The sequence below is a fragment of the Saccharospirillum sp. ABV4_185 genome, assembly GCF_056159245.1.
Map to the genome: position 1 here is coordinate 3,311,251 of NZ_JBSWUW010000001.1, position 19,571 is coordinate 3,330,821.

Consider the following 19,571-nt stretch of genomic DNA (forward strand, 5'->3'; position numbering starts at 1 on the left):
ATTTTTGGGAATCGTTTTATGAGCAGTCAACGCATTGCCATCATCGGCAGCGGCATCGCCGGCCTCACCACCGCCCGTTTATTGCACCCGCATTATGACATTGAAGTCTATGAGCAAAACGAAGTGCTCGGCGGTCACACCCACACTCAGGACATAGAAATTGATGGCACCGTCTATCCGGTTAACACCGGCTTTATCGTTTACAACGACTGGGTGTATCACAATTTTAATCGGCTGATGGCGCCGTTGGACGTGCAGCGTGAAGCCACCGAAATGAGTTTCAGCGTGCACGACGATGCCAGTGGTCTGGAGTACAACGGCCACAATCTGGACACCCTCTTTGCCCAGCGCCGCAATTTTTTCCGTCCGTCATTCTGGCGCATGATCCGCGACATCCTGCGCTTTAATAAACGCAGCCAGGCCGACCTGGAAGCCGGTCGTCTTACGCCCGAACTGACGCTGGGTGACTACCTGCGTCAAGGTGGTTACGGGCGAGCCTTTATCAATCACTACATCATTCCGATGGGCGCGGCGATCTGGTCGTCAGGTGAAGCGGATATGGACGCTTTTCCGGCGCTTTTTTTCGTGCGTTTTTTCAAAAACCACGGTTTGCTGTCGGTGACAAACCGACCGCAATGGTACGTCATCAAAGGCGGTTCACGCGCCTATATCGATCCGTTAATCGAACCCTTCCGCGACAGGGTACATACCCTGCATCGCATTGAGCGGGTCGAACGCGATGCCGACGGCGTAACGCTGCATTTTTATAACGGCCATCAGGAACGCTTTGACCAGGTTGTGTTCGCCTGCCACAGCGACCAGGCATTAGCACTACTGGCTGATCCGAGTGACGCCGAGCGGCAGATTCTCAGCGCCATTCCCTACAGCCAGAACGAAGTGGTGCTGCACACCGACGACAGCCTGTTACCCAAGCGTCGCAAAGCCTGGGCCGCCTGGAATTACCATCTGCCCAAGCAAGCGGATGAAGCTGTGGGTCTAACCTACAATATGAATATCCTGCAGAACTTTAAGGATGCACCGGTAACGTTTTGCGTCACCCTAAATCGCACCCGCGAGATCGCGCCGGACAAAATCATCAATCGGTTTAACTATGCTCACCCGGTGTTTTCCAAAGCCGGGATCGAAGCGCAGCAAGACTATCACCGCATCGGCAATCAAAACCGCAGCCATTTTTGTGGCGCTTACTGGTTCAATGGATTTCACGAAGATGGCGTCAACAGTGCCTTGCGTGTGGTACGCGATCTGGGCGTGGAGCCATGGCAATGAACAGTCGCATTTACCAGGGTTGGGTTCGGCATCGTCGCTACGCGCCGCGCGACCATCGGTTGAATTACCCACTCTTTATGCTGTATCTGGATTTGGACGAAATTGACGAAGTTTTCGCCCAGTCGAGATTCTGGTCGCGCGAACGATTTAACTGGGCCAGCTTCCGGCGGGCCGATTATTTCGCACCGAAAAAAGACGATCTAAAAGGCGCCGTGATCGAGCGCATGGTTGAACTCAGCGACATCGAACCAGCGCGGTTTCACTCGGTGCGTATGCTCACGCATCTGCGTTATCTGGGCATTTCCTTTAACCCGGTGACCGTTTATTACGCCTTTGATGCGCAGGGCAAGCTGCTCGCCATCATGCCTGAAGTCACCAACACGCCCTGGGGCGAGCGGCATCAATACGTGCTGACTGTACAGCCGGGCGACGGCGGCCACGAGCCCAGTCGGCAGCACCGTCACTACCACGAATATCGCCTGGCCAAGGCATTTCATGTATCGCCTTTTCTACCCATGGATATGAACTACCGTTGGGTATTCGGTGCACCGGAACAAACACTGAGAGTGCACTTGGAAAATTACCAGGACGGCGAACGTCGCTTCGATGCCACCCTGGTCATGGAAGCCAGTGCGGTTAATCGCCGCACTATGAATCGAGCGCTCATCCGTTTTCCATGGATGACCGTAAAAGTCGTGACCGGCATTTACTGGCACGCCTTAAGGCTCTGGTTGAAAGGCATTCCCTTTTACCCTCATCCGCACAAGGACAAGAAGGAAACATCGGCATGACCATCGCTTCAACGCAATCGACCCCGCGCTCGGCAACGCTGAGCCGACGACTGCTGTGCAAAGCTCTCAGTCGATTCACCCAAGGTTCACTGACTCTGGAAGACGCTGACGGCCGTGAGGTTTTCGGCAAGCTGGACAGCCCTGGCCCACACGCCAGCGTGCGCATTCACAACACGCGCGTCTATCGCGAAATGCTCACCGGCGGCGATTTGGCCGCGGCCGAATGTTATGTCGCAGGCTTCTGGGACACTCCAGACTTGACCGCCGTGGTGCGCGTCTTTGCGGCCAATCTCGATACCACCGGCGGACTCAATAAAACCCTGGGTCGTCTCACCAAACCGCTGCTGCGTTTTGCGCATTGGCTGAACCGCAACGACAAAGCTGGATCACGGCGCAACATCCGTGCGCACTACGACCTGGGTAACGATCTGTTCGAAACCTTTCTCGATCCGTCGATGATGTATTCCAGCGCGTTTTATCCAGACGAAAACACCTCACTGGAAGAAGCCCAGCGTTTTCGATTGGATCGCATCTGCCAGAAACTGGCGCTCAACGCCGATGATCACCTGCTGGAAATCGGCACCGGCTGGGGCGGTCTGGCGATCCACGCAGCGCAGCATTACGGTTGCCGCGTCACCACAACGACCATCTCTGATGAGCAATACGACTACGCCGCCAAACGCATCGAGGCAGCCGGATTGAGCGATCGTATTCGTCTGCTCAAACAGGATTACCGTGACCTGGAAGGTCAGTATTCCAAGCTGGTCTCGATCGAAATGATCGAAGCGGTCGGCCACAATTATCTGCCCAGTTATTTCCGCGTACTGTCCGAGCGACTCGACGACCAGGGCGTTGCCTTGCTGCAGTGCATTACACTGCCCGACCAACGCTATGATCGTTATCGCAAGAGCGTCGACTTTATTCGCAAATACATCTTCCCCGGTGGTCATCTGCCATCGCTTTCCGTCTTGCAAGACAACCTGAAGCGCTACACCGATCTGCAGACGCTGCACCTGGAAGACATGACCGAACATTACGCGCTGACGTTAAAAGAATGGCATCGCCGTTTTATTCAGGCGCGCGATCAACTGACCGCCTTGGGTTATGACGATCGCTTTCAGCGCCTGTGGCGTTACTATTTTTCTTACTGTGAAGGCGGTTTTGCCGAACGCGCCATCAACACTCACCAGGTGGTATTCGCCAAAGCCGGGCATCGCCGTTTGTGGGTCACACCGTGAACACCGCAGTTGCATTACGACTCTTTAATTACGCCGGCTTTCAGGCCGGCTGGTTTTTACTGGTATTAACACGCTCGCCCTGGGCATTGCTCTGGGTCGCCGTTTTTTTGCTGTGTCATTACCGCTGGCTGGCACAGCCTGGAGAATGGCGCCAGGTGCTCCCCATCATGATAATCGGCGCTGCCATCGACCTGCTCTGGCATCTGTCACCCTGGGTTGAATTCGCCGGTACCGGCTGGCCCATGCCGTTGTGGTTAATGGGGCTATGGCTGATGTTCCCACTGACGCTAAACCATTCGCTGGCCTGGCTTGCTGATCGCCCACTGTTGCAAATCTTTGGCGGCATTTTCGGCGCTGGTGGCAGCTATCTCGGCGGCGCTGCATTGGGAGCGGCAGACATTTCCGGCCCCGCCTGGTGGCTCATTCCGCTGGGTTGGGGACTGTGGCTGCCGCTGTTTTATTACGGCAATCGTAGCTTGACAACGGCATCAACATGATTCGAAAAACACTGGCGACTTTTTTGCTGTGCGGATCGGTCTGCGCACAAACCCAAAATTTCACCGGCACTGCTTTTGCGCTCGACAGTGAGCGTGAGTTGTATCGCGAACAACACCAACTAACGCTCAACAATGGCGAGCCAGTATCCGAACAAGTGCGTTACCTCACCCCGGACGGTCAGTTGCTGGGTGAGAAAAACATGAGCTACAACGAACCGGAACGGCCGGGCTACGAGTTGGTATTACCTGCACTGGATCGGACCGAAAGCGTTGCACCCGATAGCGACGGCGTAGCCATCGTCAGCCGCAAAGAAGGTCGCCTCGACTGGCCGCAACAGACCGCCGTTATCGACGCCGGTTTTCACTACTTCATTCTGGATCACTTCGACGCACTCGAGCGAGGTCAATCACTCGATATACAGTTTCTGACGCCCAGCCGGCTGAGCTGGATAGCGCTATCGATCGAACCGGAAACACCCCAAGACGATCAACTGGTGCTGCAACTGCGCCCGCAAAACCAAGTGCTACGCTGGCTGATCGATCCCATCGAGCTGACCTACAGCCTCAGCCAGCAACGCCTGTTGCAGTATCGCGGTCTGACCAATCTGCCCAATGGTGACGAGGGAAATTTTAAAGCGCGCATCGTCTATCAATATTCGGAGCCCGACCAATGACCAGCCGCACTCTGATCAGTCGACTCAGCTTTATTATCGGCCTGCTGTTATCCGCCTTGTTGGTTGGCTGGATGCTGGTCACCTCACCCTGGGATCGTTTTGGCAGCGAAGGCAACTGGTTGCTCAGCCACAACTGGGGACAGATTGCCCTGCTGGATCTATACGCTGGTTTTTTTCTGGCCCTGGCATTGGTGTGGCGCTTGGAAAAGCAGCGCTGGCTGTGCTGGTTAATGACCATCGCCCTGCCGTTACTGGGCAATCCGGTACTGGCGATCTGGTTGCTCTGGCGCTGGCGAACACTGTTGAGAATGGCGCCAAATCGGGAAATTGGCTAAGCTGTCACAATACGTAAAGATCTCGCCCTCCCGGGCCCTGGCGGCTGGTCAGCATGTCTTCAGCGGTATTTAAATCGACATTACTACAGCATTTGTCATTTCGCTTGGCACGTACTGGCGTCATTCTGGCCTTGGTTGTCAGTCTGGTAACTTCTGGTTTCCAGGTATTTCTTGATTATCAGGACGAACAAAGCTCGCTGAATGATTCCATTGAGCGAGTCATGAATGCCTCGCGCTTTGCCGCCTCCCGTGCCGTTCATACGCTCGATTACAATCTGGCCAATGAAGTCGTTGACGGTATGTTCGTCTATGACTTCGTCAACTCCGTTGCCATTGTCGATGAACTGGGCAATCCGCTGTCGCAACGCCGCGCCGATGTTTCCAATCGACGCACTCACTGGTACGAACCCTTTATCGGTAATCCGACGCGGCAATTGGAAACCCGCTTGGAAACCGACGCCATGGGCAGCGATGTCTATGGCGTGTTGCGTATGGAACTCGATATGGTGCTGGCCTATGAGAGTTTCGTCGATCGGGCAGTGTCGACGCTGATTCTGGGTGTGGCCAAAAATTTTGTGCTCATTCTGCTGTTTCTGGCGCTGTTTTATCGCCTGGTTACCCACCCGGTTAATCAGTTGTCCACCTCGCTCGACGCCATTGATCCGAAGAACCCGGCAGGAAGGCGGCTGCCGGTTCCCAAGGGCCACGAAGAGGACGAAATTGGTCAGTTGACCACCAACATCAACCTGCATCTGAACAGCGTCGAACAACTGATTCGCGACAACAGTGTCGCCCGCCATGAAGTGGAAGAGTCGTACGACAATATGCGCCGGTTAATCGATAACCTGCCGCATATGATTTACGTCAAAGACGCCAGCGGTCATCTGGTTCTGGTCAACAAAGCCTATGCCCGCGCCTTCCAGCAAAGCGTCGAACAACTGACCGGCCAACATCAGTCGGCGCTGTTAAATATGTATGAAGAAAAATCACGGGAACTGTTGCAGGAGGCCGACGCCAAAGTGCTGACCGAGCAGCACAGTTTGTTTATTCCGGAATTTGAATGGGTCGATCCGGCGGGTAATTACACGGCGTTGGAGCTGCGGATTCTGCCATTGGAATTTCGTGGTGAACCGGCCATTTTGTCGGTCGGCGTCGACATCTCCGAGCGCAAGCGCAACCAGGCGCGCATGCAACACATGGCCTATCACGATCCGCTGACCGATCTGCCCAATCGGCATCTGTTTCTTGACCGACTCGATCAGTCGCTGCGCCGCGCCAGTCGCTCAAATCAGTTGGGCGCCTTGATCTTTATCGATCTGGATAACTTTAAAGACATCAATGATTCACTCGGCCATGGCGCCGGCGATAGCGTGTTGCGTCAGGCGGCAATGCGTTTGTCCGAAGTGGTTCGTGGCGAAGACACCGTCGCCCGTCTCGGTGGTGACGAATTTGTGGTCTGCCTGGCCGACCTTGGCACCAACGCCGCCGAAGTCAGTCAATTGGCCGGGCACCGTGCTGAGGCTTTGCGTGCCGTCCTGGCGACACCCTTTGTCATCAATGGCAACCGTCTGACGGTCACTGCCAGCCTGGGTATTGCCTTGTTCCCGGACGGCGATGTCACCGCTTCCGATCTGCTGCGCAATGCCGATACCGCCATGTATCAGGCGAAGTCGCGCGGCAAAGACACCGCCATTTTGTTCGAGCAAGCCATGGCTGAGGCCACCGCTTTCCGGCTGAGCATGGAAAACGACTTGCGCCGGGCATTGAACAACGAAGAGTTTTTCTTAACCTTCCAACCCCAGGTGGATTCCAGCAACGACCGCATTATTGGCGCCGAAGTATTAATGCGCTGGCAACACCCGGAACGCGGCATTGTCTCGCCGGTGGAATTTATTCCCGTGCTGGAAAGCATGGGTTTAATCGTTCGGGTTGGGGAATGGACTTTGCGCACCGCCTGCGGCATTTTGCGCGACTGGATGGATCGTGGTTTGTGGACGCGCGATCAAGTCATGGGTATCAACATCAGTCCGCAACAGTTCAGCCAACCGGAATTTTTCGATCAGGTTCGCAAAGCCATCGATGACAGCGGCATACCCCCGCAATGCATCGACCTGGAAATTACCGAAGGCATGGTGATCCACGAAGTTGAAGAAACCATCGTGCGCATGCATCAGATTCGCGACTATGGTGTGACCTTCTCAATTGATGATTTTGGCACCGGCTATTCCAGCCTGTCGTATCTGAAGCGATTGCCATTGGACGTCCTGAAAGTGGATCAATCCTTTGTGCGCGACATCAATACCGACACCAACGATGCCGCCATTGTCGAAACCATTCTGGCCATGGCGCGTCACCTGAACTTGCAGACTATTGCCGAAGGCGTTGAAACCAGCGATCAGTTAAACTTCCTCGAATCCAAAGGCTGCTCGCGTTATCAGGGCTACCTGTTCGCGCCTCCGCTGCGGCAGGAGGAGTTCGAACAGCTACTGAACCGCCAACACAGCCTCAATGAAATCCTCTAATTCTGCGACCGATTCAGCCGAACCGGCCCACTCTCAAAACGAGCCACTATTGTGACCTTCAGTGTTAAGGAAATGTTTTACACCCTTCAGGGCGAAGGCGCTCAAGCCGGGCGTCCGGCGGTCTTCTGCCGCTTTACCGGCTGCAATCTCTGGAGCGGCCGCGACCAGGACAGAGCCAGCGCCGTCTGCACTTTTTGCGATACCGACTTTTTAGGCACCGATGGTCCCGGCGGCGGGCGTTTTGCCGATGCCCAGGCACTGAGTCAGGCCATCGTCGGCTTGTGGCCGGAACAAGGCGGCGGCAAACCCTATGTGGTCTTTACCGGTGGCGAACCCAGTTTGCAGCTAACCGAAGAACTGATTGAGCTACTGCATCAAGCGGACTTCGAATGCGCCATCGAAACCAATGGCACCCGACCGCTACCGGCCAATCTCGATTGGATTTGTGTCAGCCCCAAAGGCAACAGCGAGGTGATCATCGAGCGCTGCGACGAACTGAAACTGGTCTACCCCCAGCGCGAAGCACCACCGGAACGCTTTGCTGATATCGAAGCGCACTTTCGGTTTCTCAGCCCGCTGAACCCTTTTGATGCCGCGATGATCGCCCCAGCACAGCAATCCTCAACCCGGGCGGCTATCGACTATTGTCTAGCCCACCCGCAATGGCGCTTAACAGTACAGATGCACAAGGTCGTCAATATCGCCTGATATCGAGGCTTCAGACGGTTTCCGGGCCAACCATCATTCACCGCGTGAATACTGTTCATAAAAGCCCTTTACTTAACTTTTGTACTAGAATTCACTAAACTTCCGCGCCATTCAGCCAGTCCCGGTTGCGTAATGCCCACCCAACTGACGACACCTTTGGCGTAGCCACCCACCGTTTGGAGAGAGTTATCGTGTTAGAAGCTTACCGACAAGACGCGCAAGCGCGTGAGGCCCAGGGAATCCCTGCCAAGCCGCTCAATGCCGAGCAAGTGACCGAACTGGTGGAGTTGCTGAAAAACCCACCGGCCGGTGAAGAAGCCTTTGTTAAAGACCTGCTGGTCAACCGGGTGCCGCCGGGTGTGGACGAAGCGGCTTATGTAAAAGCGGCTTTCCTGTCGGCTGTCGCCAAAGGCGAAGCTCAGTCTCCGCTGATCGATAAAAAAGAAGCCACTCAACTGCTCGGTACCATGCAAGGTGGTTACAACATCGAAACCCTGGTTGGTTTGCTCAAAGACAGCGAACTGGCTGATGTGGCCGCCGAAGAACTCAAGCACACTCTGCTGGTGTTCGATGCGTTTCACGATGTCGACGAACTGGCCAAAGCCGGTAACAGCGCTGCCAAGGCAGTGATGCAATCCTGGGCCGATGCCGAGTGGTTCCTGAACAAAAAAGAAGTGCCGGAAAAAATCACCCTGACCGTTTTCAAAGTGACCGGTGAAACCAACACCGATGACTTGTCTCCGGCCCAGGATGCCTGGTCGCGTCCGGACATTCCGCTGCACGCTCTGGCCATGTACAAGATGAAGCGCGATGGTCTGAACCCGGATAAAGACGGCGAAATCGGCCCGATCCAACAGATCGAAAAACTGAAAGAAAAAGGCCACCCAGTGGCGCTGGTGGGCGACGTTGTCGGTACCGGTTCTTCACGTAAGTCCGCGACCAACTCCGTGCTGTGGCACACCGGTGACGACATGCCGTTCGTGCCGAACAAGCGCACCGGCGGCTATGTGTTGGGCAGCAAAATTGCTCCGATCTTCTTCAACACCATGGAAGATGCGGGCGCACTGCCGATCGAAGTCGACGTCGATAAGCTGGAAATGGGCGATGTCATCGACCTCTATCCGTTCGCAGGCAAGGTTGAGCGCAACGGCGAAGTGGTTGCCGAATTCGAATTGAAAACTCAGGTACTGCTCGACGAAGTTCGCGCCGGCGGTCGTATCCCGCTGATCATTGGCCGTGGCCTGACCGATCGCGCCCGCGAGGCCATGGGCCTGGAACCGAGCACTGTGTTCCGTCGTCCTGGCGATGTTGCCGCCAGCGACAAAGGTTTCACCCTGGCGCAGAAAATGGTTGGCAAAGCCTGTGGCGTTGCCGGTGTTCGCCCGAACCAATACTGCGAACCGAAGATGACCACCGTCGGCTCTCAGGACACCACCGGTCCGATGACTCGTGACGAACTGAAAGACCTGGCCTGCCTGGGCTTCTCATCCGATCTGGTGATGCAGTCCTTCTGTCACACCGCGGCCTATCCGAAGCCGGTCGATATCGAAACTCAGCACACCCTGCCCGACTTCATCAAAAACCGTGGCGGTGTTTCCCTGCGTCCGGGTGACGGCATCATCCACTCCTGGCTGAACCGCATGTTGCTGCCCGATACCGTAGGTACCGGTGGCGACTCCCACACCCGTTTCCCGATGGGCATTTCCTTCCCGGCCGGTTCCGGTCTGGTGGCCTTCGCTGCGGCCACTGGCGTGATGCCATTGGATATGCCGGAATCGGTTCTGGTGCGCTTCAAAGGTAAGCGTCAACCGGGCATCACCCTGCGTGACCTGGTGCATGCGATTCCTTACTACGCCATCCAGCAAGGTGAGCTGACCGTTGAGAAGAAAGGCAAAAAGAACGTCTTCTCTGGTCGCATCCTGGAAATCGAAGGTCTGGAAGACCTGACCGTGGAGCAAGCTTTCGAACTGTCAGACGCTTCTGCCGAACGTTCTGCGGCGGGTTGCACCATCACCCTGTCGGAAGACTCGGTCGGTGAATACCTGCGCTCCAACATCGTCATGCTGCGCTGGATGATCGCTAACGGTTACGGCGATGCCCGTACCCTGGAACGCCGCGCCAAAGCGATGGAAGAGTGGCTGGAAAGCCCGAACCTGATGCGCGCCGATGCCGATGCGGAATACCACACCATCATCGAAATCGACCTGGAAGACATCAAAGAGCCGATCCTGTGCGCCCCGAACGATCCGGACGATGCGCGCAAACTGTCTGAAGTTGCTGGCAGCAAAATCGACGAAGTGTTCATCGGTTCGTGCATGACCAACATCGGTCACTTCCGCGCTGCTGGTAAACTGCTGGATGCGCACAAGGCGCCGATCGCGACGCGTCTGTGGGTATCTCCGCCGACCAAGATGGACCAGGCGCAGTTGATGGAAGAAGGCTACTACAACATTTTTGGCCGTGCCGGTGCTCGTACCGAAATGCCAGGCTGCTCACTGTGCATGGGTAACCAGGCGCGTGTGGCTGCCAAGTCGACTGTGGTCTCCACCTCCACCCGGAACTTCCCGAACCGCCTGGGTGACGGCGCCGATGTCTACCTGGCCTCGGCTGAACTGGCTGCGGTCTCTGCGCTGTATGGCAAACTGCCGACGCCGGAGGAGTACCTGAAGATCGCCGCTGAAATCGACAGCATGGCCAGCGATGTCTATCGCTACCTGAACTTCGACCGCATGGACGAATTCGTCAAAGCGGCCGATTCAGTGATCGCCACCTCCGCCGCTTAATCAAGCTGGCCGGAACCAAAAAACCCGCTTCGGCGGGTTTTTTTATGGCTGATGAAAAGCGTCGAGCAGAACAACAGGGAATGGAAAAACAAGACAGAGGACGTGCGATAAACGGATACCAACAGCAAGGATTGATAGCAGAGCTCAGCGCTGGCATCTGCTCCAAAGCAAAGGCTGTCACTCCTGACCGCGGCAACGGTTGTCGGTTGCTCGCCGACGTTATTCTTAGCGGCTGATAAGACGACTCAAACCAATTAACCCTGCCGCCGCGCCAGGAACAACACATAACGCCCCAGATCGCGATACGGCGCTTGCTCACACAAACTCCGCTCCATCGCCAAGACATCCTCTTCGCTATACCAGGACAACACTGTCGGCTCGGTCAGATCGCTAAAAGTACGAATACCCGCCTGAGAGATAACGGTATAACCACCCTTTTCCAACTGCTCGCGTACCGCCGTCGGGTCCAGCGGCGAAATCGGCGTCAAACCTTGGCCATCGCCACCAAGTTGATCGTCACGCACCTTCGCCAGAGTGCCACGCATCAGGTTACGCAGCGCCAACATATGGCGGTTATAGACCATCACGCCGAGCACCCCGCCTGGCGTCACCCAGCGCATGACCCGCTGCAACGCATCTGCGGGTTCTTCCAGCCACTCCAGCACAGCGTGCAGCGTTACCAGGTCGTAGCTTTGAGCAGGTTCAAAATCCAGCACCGACGCCTGCTCAACCTGGCAATGACCAGCGTCGATGGCATCAGAAAACTCCGCCTGTACCCGAGCCACCATCTCAGCCGACACATCGAAATAATCAACCCGGTGCCTGCCTGCTAAAAACCAGGCGGTCATCTGCCCCAAGCCGCCACCAGCATCGAGCACTTGCAATGGCTTTTGTAAGTCAGCCGGCAAATGCTGCGCATAGAGTTCAGTCAACAAGGCCTGACGCAAGCGACCTTTCATACCGCCGTATATTTGCTCGGCAAAACGCTCGACCAAACCATCAAAGTTGACATAAGACATAGCGCGGTTTCCTGGCTCGGTAGTTCGGGCCGGCATTCTACTCTGCCGCTTCACTGCGCCCAACACCTGGGCTGTATTGACAGCTAGCGGAGCCAACGCCGACACTAGCGTTCTGCCCCATATTTTGGATGTTGAATTGAGCCGACGCCTGCGCCGACTAGCCTTCAAACTCAGCCTGATCGCCTGGCTGGGATTGATTGCCGTGCCCGCGGTTAACGCTCAGGGTGGTGGCGACAACGGCATCTGGATACGCGTCTGCCTGGGTACGGGTTCGTCCTGGGTGCAACTGTCGCTCGACGATAACGACCACCGCAGTAGCCAAAACAACCACTGCCCCTGCACCCAGAATACCCTCGACACCGCCTGGCAACCGGCCATTTCAACCAGGCCTCCGCTGCTCACCAGCGCCGTCCAGGTTGCTTTGGTCGCCGATCCAAAACCGGCGCTCAGGCTGCCATATTTCAGCCGCGCACCGCCTGCCTTAACTGCTGACGTCTAATAAAAAAACGAATCAATCGGCTTCAACCTCATGAAGTCGGGTTCAACGTTTATTGTCAGGAGTTGATATGAACCGCTTTATTTTTGCGCTGATCACAGCCGCCGCCGTTATCGCCAGCCCCATGACCTGGGCGCACGGTTACCATCTGGGCTCGCTCAATATTGAGCATCCCTGGTCACGCGCCACACCGCCAGGCACGCCAACTGGCGGCGGTTTTTTGACCATCCACAATGAAGGCGACGAAGCCGATGTATTGCTCGGCGGCCATTCCGATTTCACCCAGAGCATCAGCGTGCATCAAACCAAGATGGAAGACGGCACCATGAGAATGATGCCGCAACACGATGGCCTGGAAATTCCCGCTGGCGGCTCAGTCACTTTGGAGCCGGGCAGTTACCACCTGATGCTAATGGGCTTGCAAGCGCCTTTGGTTGAGGGTGAACGCCGCACCATCACGCTGGAATTCGAGAAGGCGGGTTCTATTGAGGTTGAGTTGGCCGTCGATGCGATTGGTGCAATGCCGGAGCACAATCACTGAGTCTTCCGGCCCGTCTGAAGTCATCCGAATGCCGACCTCTGTGGTCGGCATTTTTTATCTCGGCAGACTCAATGAAACAGGTGCTGCATCATCGGCCAAATCGCTGTCCAGGCGAGCTTTCGGCTTGGGCTTATAAAACATCACCAGGTTGCCGGTCAGAATTAACGCCACGCCCAAGGCTGCTGACAGCGTCCATTGATAGCCCTCCAACAGGGTCGACAGCGTCATCGCCACCAATGGAGCCATAACAGTAACGTAAGCCGCCGAACCCGCCCCAACACGACCAATCAACAAAAAGTAAGTCGCAAAACCCAGGATCGAACCAAAGACGGCCAAATACACTAATGCCAGCCCATAAACTGGACGCGGATCCCAGCCAAAACCGGTTCCGGTCACAACCATCGCCAGCAACAGTAGCAATGCGCCATAACTCATCGCATAAGCATTGGTGGACAACACGTCCAGCCCCTGGCGCTGGTGACGCGCACTGATCATATTGCCCAGAGAGAACCCGTAGGTGCCGATCAAGGTCAAACCAGTACCGAGCATCACGCCGGTCGATAGCGTCTGCGACAGCAAGTCCTGCCAAAACAAAGCCACCATTCCCAGCAGGCCGCAGACATTGGCCAGCATTAGGCGCCGGGTAATGCGATGACCAAAAAACACCACCCCGTTCAGCGCATTAAAAAGTGTCGCCATCGAAAACAACACCGACTCCAAACCACTGCTGATCCAGCGGCTGGCGGTGTAGAAACAGAGGAAGTTCACACAGAACACGCAGGCGCCCTGCAACACGCAAAACAGATGATCTTTCATGGCAATGGCGCGCAGGCGTCGCGTTAACCCCAGAAACACCAGCAACATCGCAGCTGCCAACGCAAACCGGTAAAACACTGAAACCACCACCGGCACTGGCCCCGACTGCATCGAAATCGCCAGCCAGGTCGACCCCCAAATAAGCACCGATGCAACGAATAACAACGCGTTCATTAACAAGCTCCGCTAAACCCTGGAGCGTCAGTATCGGTCTGGCGGGCAAGCAAGGCTGTCATATCTTAGTGCTGGTTTTGCATATTCTTGCGCTTTTTTGCGGGCCGCTATGATGGAGTGCTTGGCGGCTAGCGCAGCCAGCGCCTATCATAGGACATCAGGACAGAAGCCACGCAGAGTACGGAGGTAGGCAGATGTCGTCCCCCTACCAAATGCTGCAACGGCTACAGCAACACAAGAACCAACTGCTCGACCTTCTCGACCTCGACAACGGCGTTAGCCTGGCATCCTGGGCCAATAACAACGATCTGGTTGTGATCCAGCCTACCGGCCACCACACCCTCAGCCTGTACCTGAACCACGGCGAGCGAACTTACCTCAAAACCCCGCATGGCTGGCGCGATGGCGGCGGACCCGATCGACTCTGTCTGATGCCCAAAGACTACAGCAGCACCTGGAATGTGCTCGATTCGTTCGAATTTATGCACTGCTATTTCAGCGATGCACATCTGCGCCGCCAAGCCGAACAGACCTGGGATAAATGCCCGACCGGTTTGAGCATTGATGAACGCATCTTCGCCGACGACGCCAAAATCAGCAGCATCTACCGTCACTATTTGGCCAGCCTGGACTGGCACGATAACGCCAATCACCTGCTGCTCAGCAGCGCCACCAGCTTGTTGCTCAACCACCTGGTGCGCCACTACACCCAGTTCCGCTGGCAGCCTGTCACTGTAAAGGGTGGACTGGCGCCTCATCAGCTCAGCCGGGTCAAGGCGTACATCGACAGTCATCTGGACCAGGCGCTGACCATTAACGAACTGGCCAACCAGGCTCAGCTAAGCGACTACCATTTCGCCCGGATGTTCAAACACAGCACCGGCCAAAGCCCACATCAATATGTGCTGCAACAACGCCTGCTACGCGCGCAACACCTGCTGAAGCACAGCTCAGTATCGCTCACTTATATCGCACAACAATGCGGATTCAGTTCATCCAGCCACTTTACTCATCGCTTCCGACAAGCTTTGGGAGTCACACCATCCAAGTATCGAGAACGAATGCACTAAGTCATCGGCCAATATCGATCATATTAAAAACAAGACGCAACGCTCATCTGACCGAGAAAAGAGACCATAACCAGCCAATCAATAGAAAAGAAAAATAAAAATCACCCAGATATTTAAACAGGGAAAACCACCGGCGATTCGACGTTGATCCCTCGTGATAACTAACGAAGTGCGAAGGCTGACTTGCAACATTAATCTATTTTTAGAAGCACCATAAACGCAAAAAGCCGACCCGAAGGTCGGCTTTTCTATATTTGGTCGGGCATGCAGGATTTGAACCTGCGACCCTCGCCACCCCATGACGATGCGCTACCAGACTGCGCTAATGCCCGAAAACGAAGCGAATCATACGCTAAGCGATTGAAATATCAAGCGTTTTAAGAGTGAGGATCAACCGTCGGAAAGCAGCCTCAACACAGCTTCCAGTTCGCGAATCATGTCTTGAATCAACTCCTGGTGCTGCTTGACCAGAACGCTGTCCCCTTCCGGTGCGGTAAGCTTCTGCCGAGCGCCACCGATGGTATAACCATCTTCATAAAGGAGATTGCGGATCTGACGGATCAGGACAACGTCATCACGTTGGTAGTAACGACGGTTACCACGCCGTTTTACCGGACTGAGTTGCGGGAATTCCTGCTCCCAGTAGCGCAGTACGTGGGGCTTGACTGCGCACAGTTCGCTTACTTCGCCAATGGTAAAGTAACGCTTTCCTGGGATGGTTGGCAGTTCATTATTCTGGCTCGGTTCCAGCATAGGCCTCGACTTTCACCTTTAACTTCTGGCCGGGGCGAAAAGTGACGACCCTGCGTGCCGAAATGGGGATTTCCTCCCCGGTTTTCGGATTGCGGCCTGGACGTTGCCGCTTGTCCCTGAGATCAAAATTACCAAAGCCGGACAGCTTGACCTGTTCGTTATTGACCAGACTGTCGCGGATTTCTTCAAAGAAGACTTCCACCATGTCCTTGGCTTCGCGCTTGTTCAAGCCTAATTCTTCGTACAGCCGTTCAGCCATTTCCGCTTTGGTCAGGGCCATACTTAGCTCCTCAAGGTGGCATCGTACCTAGTCTGCAAAGTGGTAATGATGGAATCCATCAAACTGTTTATTTCTTCGTCAGTTAGAGTGCGCGAAGGATTCTGCCAGGTCAAGCCTAAGGCAACGCTTTTCCGTTGCGAATCAATACCTTTGCCACGATAGATGTCGAATAAAGTCAGGCTTTCAAGGTCGTCACCGGCTTTTTCACGAACACTGTTCATCAGCTCGGCCACCGGGGTTTCTTCGTCTACAACCACGGCCAGATCGCGAGTTGATGACGGGAACCGCGACAGCGATTCAAACACAGGCAACTCAGCCGGCAGGACCCGGTCCAGCCGCAGTTCGAACATAAAGGTCGGCTGCTTCAGGCCCAGTTCACGCCCCAGGTTTGGATGCACGGCGCCGATATAACCAACCAGTTTGCCATCGCGCTCAATACGCGCGCATTGCCCCGGATGCAGTGCAGAATTCTGGCCGGAAAGGAACTCAAAGTTCGCCCCCTTGATCAAGCCCAGAACCTGCTCCAAGTCACCTTTGATATCGAAGAAATCGAGCGCTTCGTTATCGCTGTACCAGCCTTTAGGCCAACGGCTGCCTGTTGCCACACCGGCGAGCATGTTCAGCTGTTCAGTGCCATCCTTCGTGGCACGGAAGCGCAGTCCGGTTTCAAACAAACGCACCCGTTCCTGCTGACGATTAAGGTTATGGCTCAGCGCCTTCAACAACCCCGGCCACAAAGACACCCGCATAACCGCCATATCGGCAGAAATCGGGTTGGCCAATTCGATGCCGCCCTCTTTGGGGAACATCTTCGCTTGCAGCTCTGGCTCAACGAAGCTGTAGGTAATGGCTTCCTGATAGCCCAAACTCGCCAGGCGATCGACCAATAGATCGATATCCGTTTGTTGCTCGACGCGCCCACGTGGTGCCAGAGCCGCTTTTGGCACGGTAACCGGGAAGCGGTTGTAGCCATAGATGCGGGCAATTTCTTCGACCAAATCGGCATCGATGGCCATATCGAAACGCCAGGTCGGCGCTTTGACCGTCCATCGACCACTCGACGGAGATGTCACGTCAAAACCAAGACCACGCAAAATACGTTCGATCTCAGCCGCTTCAATCTGCATGCCCAAGGCGGTGGCGACGCGTTCTGCTGACAGTTCAATCGTTGCCGGTGCTGGGATTTTCTCTGGCGCTTCTTTGACGACGACCGGGCCGGGCTTGGCACCGCAGATATCCATCAACAAGGCGGTTGCGCGTTCTACGGCGGCTTCCTGCAAACTCGGATCGACACCGCGTTCAAAGCGATGGCTGGCATCGGTATGCAAGCCATAATTACGCGCCCGACCGGCAATTTCGATCGGAGCGAAGAAGGCGCTTTCCAGGAAAACGCGGCGTGTCTGGGTCGATACCCCACTCTGCTCGCCGCCCATCACACCGGCCATCGCCAGCGGGCCGTTGCCATCGGCAATCAACAGCACGTCTTCGGCCAGATCAATGGTTTGGCCGTCGAGCAATTCAAGCTTTTCGCCAGCTTTGGCGCGACGCACATCAATACCGTCTTGCAGGCGATCCAGGTCAAAGCCATGCATGGGCTGACCCAGTTCCAGCATGACGTAGTTGGTAACATCGACCACCGGATCAATAGAGCGAACGCCACCACGGCGCAGGCGTTCAACCATCCACACCGGAGTTGCAGCGGCGACATTAACGTCGTTCAGGACACGACCGACATAACGCGGGCAGCCAGTGGTATCACTCAAGGTGACAGGGAAGGTATCGTCGTGAACCGCAGCGATCGGCTGGATGTTGGGTGCGCTGACAGCGGTGTCGTTTAATACACCCACTTCACGCGCCAAGCCGGCAATGCTCAGGCAGTCGGCGCGATTCGGAGTCAGATCCACTTCGATGGCCAGATCGTCCAAGCCGAGATAAACACGTAAGTCTTTACCCACTTCGGCCGCTTCGGGCAGTTCCAGAATGCCATCATGGCTTTCAGATAAGCCCAGCTCTTTTTCGCTGCACAGCATGCCCTGGCTTTCTACCTGGCGCAGTTTGGCTTTTTTGATTTTGAAGTCGCCCGGTAGGACCGCGCCGACCTGAGCCAGTGCTACTTTGATGCCGGCGCGTGCATTGGGTGCGCCACAAACAACCGTAACGGTTTCATTTCCGGCGTTAACCTGGCAAACCTGCAGTTTGTCGGCGTTAGGATGCGGCTCACAGCTGACGATTTCGGCAACCACGACGCCTTCAAAAGCTTCGGCAACCGGCTCGGCACCATCGACTTCCAAACCGGCCATGGTGATCTGATCCATCAGGGTCTGAGCGTCGATCGCCGGGTTAACCCATTCGCGCAGCCACTGTTCGCTGAATTTCATATGCAGTTAAATCCTATCAATTGTCGTTGCCGGACTAGTTAAACTGGCGCAGGAATTTGAGATCGTTTTCGAAGAAGAGGCGCAGGTCATTGACGCCGTAGCGCAGCATGGCCAGACGCTCCACCCCCATACCAAAGGCAAAACCACTGTATTTCTTGGCATCGACGCCGGACGCTTCCAGCACTTTGGGATGCACCATGCCGCAGCCCATGATCTCGATCCAGCCAGTGCGACTGCACACCCGGCAACCTTCGCCGCCGCAGATGACACACTCGATGTCGACTTCGGCCGAAGGCTCAGTAAAGGGGAAATACGAAGGGCGGAAACGCACCGCCAGTTCTTTTTCGAAGAAGACGCGCAAAAACTCTTCCACCGTGCCTTTAAGGTCGGCAAAACTGACGTCGGTATCGACCAACAATCCTTCCATCTGATGGAACATCGGCGTATGCGTTAAATCGGAGTCGCAGCGATAAACCCGGCCCGGGCAAACGATACGAAACGGTGGCTCGCCATTTTCCATGGTGCGCACCTGAACCGGTGAGGTGTGAGTCCGCAGCAGGGTGCCAGCATCGAAATAGAAGGTATCGTGCATCGCCCGCGCCGGATGGTGCGACGGAATATTCAGCGCTTCAAAGTTGTGATAATCGTCTTCAATCTCCGGACCTACGGCGACATCGTAGCCAATATTGACGAAGAAAGACTCCATACGACGCAGTGTCTGAGTCACCGGATGCAAGCCACCCACGGCCTGACGACGGCCCGGCTGCGTCACATCGATTTTCTCTTCAGCCAAACGGGCACTCAGCGCCTGCTCATCCAGATGCGCTTTACGTGCACTGATGGCATCGGCAACGGCCGTTTTGACTTCGTTGATCTTGGCGCCAGCGGCCGGGCGATCTTCAGGTGCCAGGGCGCCCAAGGATTTGAGCTGAGCAGTTACCTCACCTTTCTTGCCCAAAAAGCGCACACGCAGCTCATCCAACTCTTGTGGATTGGTGGCCTGTTGAACCGCTTCAAGTGCACGGTCGTGCAGTTGGGTCAGGGTATCCATGAACAGCTAAACTCCCGTCGAGACGCGCTGGAAAAAGCCCTCACTATAAGGATGGGGCTGAAATAAGCAACTGATTGATAAGGCAAAATTCGCCATTTGCCCGGTTTTTATACTGCCCTGAACAGCCTGCCCCAAAGGCTCTTTGGCCATCGCTGCCC

The 19,571-nt window shown here is 55.5% G+C and carries 19 protein-coding genes and 1 tRNA gene; 13 read left to right on the forward strand and 7 right to left on the reverse strand.

Annotation, left to right across the window (positions count from 1 at the left end; all coding sequences use genetic code 11):
* Nucleotides 1-18: 18 nt before the first annotated feature.
* The 10 genes from ACXAE6_RS15755 (at nucleotide 19) to ACXAE6_RS15800 (ending at nucleotide 11,071) form a co-directional block, all read left to right on the forward strand.
* The gene (locus ACXAE6_RS15755; RefSeq protein WP_475150752.1) at nucleotides 19-1,287 is read left to right on the forward strand and encodes an NAD(P)/FAD-dependent oxidoreductase; all 1,269 of its coding nucleotides are present in this window, start codon (nucleotides 19-21) and stop codon (nucleotides 1,285-1,287) included.
* Complete coding sequence (locus tag ACXAE6_RS15760; RefSeq protein WP_475150757.1) at nucleotides 1,284-2,078, forward strand: DUF1365 domain-containing protein; 795 nt, start codon at nucleotides 1,284-1,286, stop codon at nucleotides 2,076-2,078. Before ACXAE6_RS15755 ends, ACXAE6_RS15760 begins: the two co-directional genes overlap by 4 nt.
* Complete coding sequence (locus ACXAE6_RS15765) at nucleotides 2,075-3,316, forward strand: class I SAM-dependent methyltransferase (protein WP_475150760.1); 1,242 nt, start codon at nucleotides 2,075-2,077, stop codon at nucleotides 3,314-3,316. The genes ACXAE6_RS15760 and ACXAE6_RS15765 overlap by 4 nt, the downstream gene beginning before the upstream one ends.
* On the forward strand, nucleotides 3,313-3,813 hold the full coding sequence (locus ACXAE6_RS15770) for a DUF2878 domain-containing protein (protein WP_475150763.1): 501 nt from the start codon (nucleotides 3,313-3,315) through the stop codon (nucleotides 3,811-3,813). Before ACXAE6_RS15765 ends, ACXAE6_RS15770 begins: the two co-directional genes overlap by 4 nt.
* On the forward strand, nucleotides 3,810-4,487 hold the full coding sequence (locus ACXAE6_RS15775) for a hypothetical protein (RefSeq protein WP_475150765.1): 678 nt from the start codon (nucleotides 3,810-3,812) through the stop codon (nucleotides 4,485-4,487). Before ACXAE6_RS15770 ends, ACXAE6_RS15775 begins: the two co-directional genes overlap by 4 nt.
* Complete coding sequence (locus ACXAE6_RS15780) at nucleotides 4,484-4,822, forward strand: hypothetical protein (protein WP_475150766.1); 339 nt, start codon at nucleotides 4,484-4,486, stop codon at nucleotides 4,820-4,822. The genes ACXAE6_RS15775 and ACXAE6_RS15780 overlap by 4 nt, the downstream gene beginning before the upstream one ends.
* Nucleotides 4,823-4,875: 53 nt before the next feature.
* Nucleotides 4,876-7,344 carry a putative bifunctional diguanylate cyclase/phosphodiesterase gene (locus tag ACXAE6_RS15785; RefSeq protein WP_475150768.1) on the forward strand — a complete coding sequence of 823 codons (2,469 nt, stop codon included), beginning with the start codon at nucleotides 4,876-4,878 and terminating at the stop codon, nucleotides 7,342-7,344.
* Nucleotides 7,345-7,395: 51 nt separating this feature from the next.
* Entirely contained in the window at nucleotides 7,396-8,052 is a 657-nt protein-coding gene (gene queE, locus ACXAE6_RS15790; RefSeq protein WP_475150771.1) for a 7-carboxy-7-deazaguanine synthase, read from the forward strand.
* A 191-nt stretch (nucleotides 8,053-8,243) separates the two neighbouring features.
* Entirely contained in the window at nucleotides 8,244-10,835 is a 2,592-nt protein-coding gene (gene acnB, locus ACXAE6_RS15795; protein WP_392800511.1) for a bifunctional aconitate hydratase 2/2-methylisocitrate dehydratase, read from the forward strand.
* A gap of 44 nt (nucleotides 10,836-10,879) precedes the next feature.
* Complete coding sequence (locus tag ACXAE6_RS15800) at nucleotides 10,880-11,071, forward strand: hypothetical protein (protein WP_475150774.1); 192 nt, start codon at nucleotides 10,880-10,882, stop codon at nucleotides 11,069-11,071.
* Nucleotides 11,072-11,089: 18 nt separating this feature from the next.
* Here the strand turns inward: ACXAE6_RS15800 and ACXAE6_RS15805 are convergent, their stop codons facing one another.
* Nucleotides 11,090-11,854: a methyltransferase gene (locus ACXAE6_RS15805; protein ID WP_475150779.1), complete on the reverse strand. Its 765-nt coding sequence runs from the start codon at nucleotides 11,852-11,854 to the stop codon at nucleotides 11,090-11,092.
* A 136-nt stretch (nucleotides 11,855-11,990) separates the two neighbouring features.
* On the opposite strand from ACXAE6_RS15805, the gene ACXAE6_RS15810 reads away from it, so the two are divergent.
* Nucleotides 11,991-12,353 carry a hypothetical protein gene (locus ACXAE6_RS15810; RefSeq protein WP_475150782.1) on the forward strand — a complete coding sequence of 121 codons (363 nt, stop codon included), beginning with the start codon at nucleotides 11,991-11,993 and terminating at the stop codon, nucleotides 12,351-12,353.
* A 67-nt stretch (nucleotides 12,354-12,420) separates the two neighbouring features.
* Nucleotides 12,421-12,891 (forward strand): copper chaperone PCu(A)C, encoded by a 471-nt coding sequence (locus tag ACXAE6_RS15815; RefSeq protein WP_475150784.1) that lies wholly within the window; start codon nucleotides 12,421-12,423, stop codon nucleotides 12,889-12,891.
* 54 nt (nucleotides 12,892-12,945) lie between these two features.
* On the opposite strand, the gene ACXAE6_RS15820 is transcribed toward ACXAE6_RS15815, so the two are convergent.
* Nucleotides 12,946-13,881: a DMT family transporter gene (locus ACXAE6_RS15820; protein WP_475150785.1), complete on the reverse strand. Its 936-nt coding sequence runs from the start codon at nucleotides 13,879-13,881 to the stop codon at nucleotides 12,946-12,948.
* Between the two features lie 194 nt (nucleotides 13,882-14,075).
* Between ACXAE6_RS15820 and ACXAE6_RS15825 the strand changes: the two genes are divergently transcribed.
* Nucleotides 14,076-14,951, forward strand: a complete 876-nt coding sequence (locus tag ACXAE6_RS15825) for a helix-turn-helix domain-containing protein (RefSeq protein WP_475150787.1) — start codon at nucleotides 14,076-14,078, stop codon at nucleotides 14,949-14,951.
* 255 nt (nucleotides 14,952-15,206) lie between these two features.
* Here ACXAE6_RS15825 and ACXAE6_RS15830 read toward each other — a convergent pair.
* The 5 genes from ACXAE6_RS15830 to pheS form a co-directional block, all read right to left on the reverse strand.
* A tRNA-Pro gene (locus ACXAE6_RS15830) sits at nucleotides 15,207-15,283 on the reverse strand.
* A 58-nt stretch (nucleotides 15,284-15,341) separates the two neighbouring features.
* Nucleotides 15,342-15,704 carry a MerR family transcriptional regulator gene (locus tag ACXAE6_RS15835; RefSeq protein ID WP_475150791.1) on the reverse strand — a complete coding sequence of 121 codons (363 nt, stop codon included), beginning with the start codon at nucleotides 15,702-15,704 and terminating at the stop codon, nucleotides 15,342-15,344.
* The gene (gene ihfA, locus ACXAE6_RS15840; protein WP_108165055.1) at nucleotides 15,682-15,984 is read right to left on the reverse strand and encodes an integration host factor subunit alpha; all 303 of its coding nucleotides are present in this window, start codon (nucleotides 15,982-15,984) and stop codon (nucleotides 15,682-15,684) included. The genes ACXAE6_RS15835 and ihfA overlap by 23 nt, the downstream gene beginning before the upstream one ends.
* Before the next feature lie 2 nt (nucleotides 15,985-15,986).
* On the reverse strand, nucleotides 15,987-18,362 hold the full coding sequence (pheT, locus tag ACXAE6_RS15845) for a phenylalanine--tRNA ligase subunit beta (protein ID WP_475150796.1): 2,376 nt from the start codon (nucleotides 18,360-18,362) through the stop codon (nucleotides 15,987-15,989).
* A 34-nt stretch (nucleotides 18,363-18,396) separates the two neighbouring features.
* Nucleotides 18,397-19,413 carry a phenylalanine--tRNA ligase subunit alpha gene (pheS, locus tag ACXAE6_RS15850; RefSeq protein WP_475150799.1) on the reverse strand — a complete coding sequence of 339 codons (1,017 nt, stop codon included), beginning with the start codon at nucleotides 19,411-19,413 and terminating at the stop codon, nucleotides 18,397-18,399.
* Between the last annotated feature and the right edge of the window lie 158 nt (nucleotides 19,414-19,571).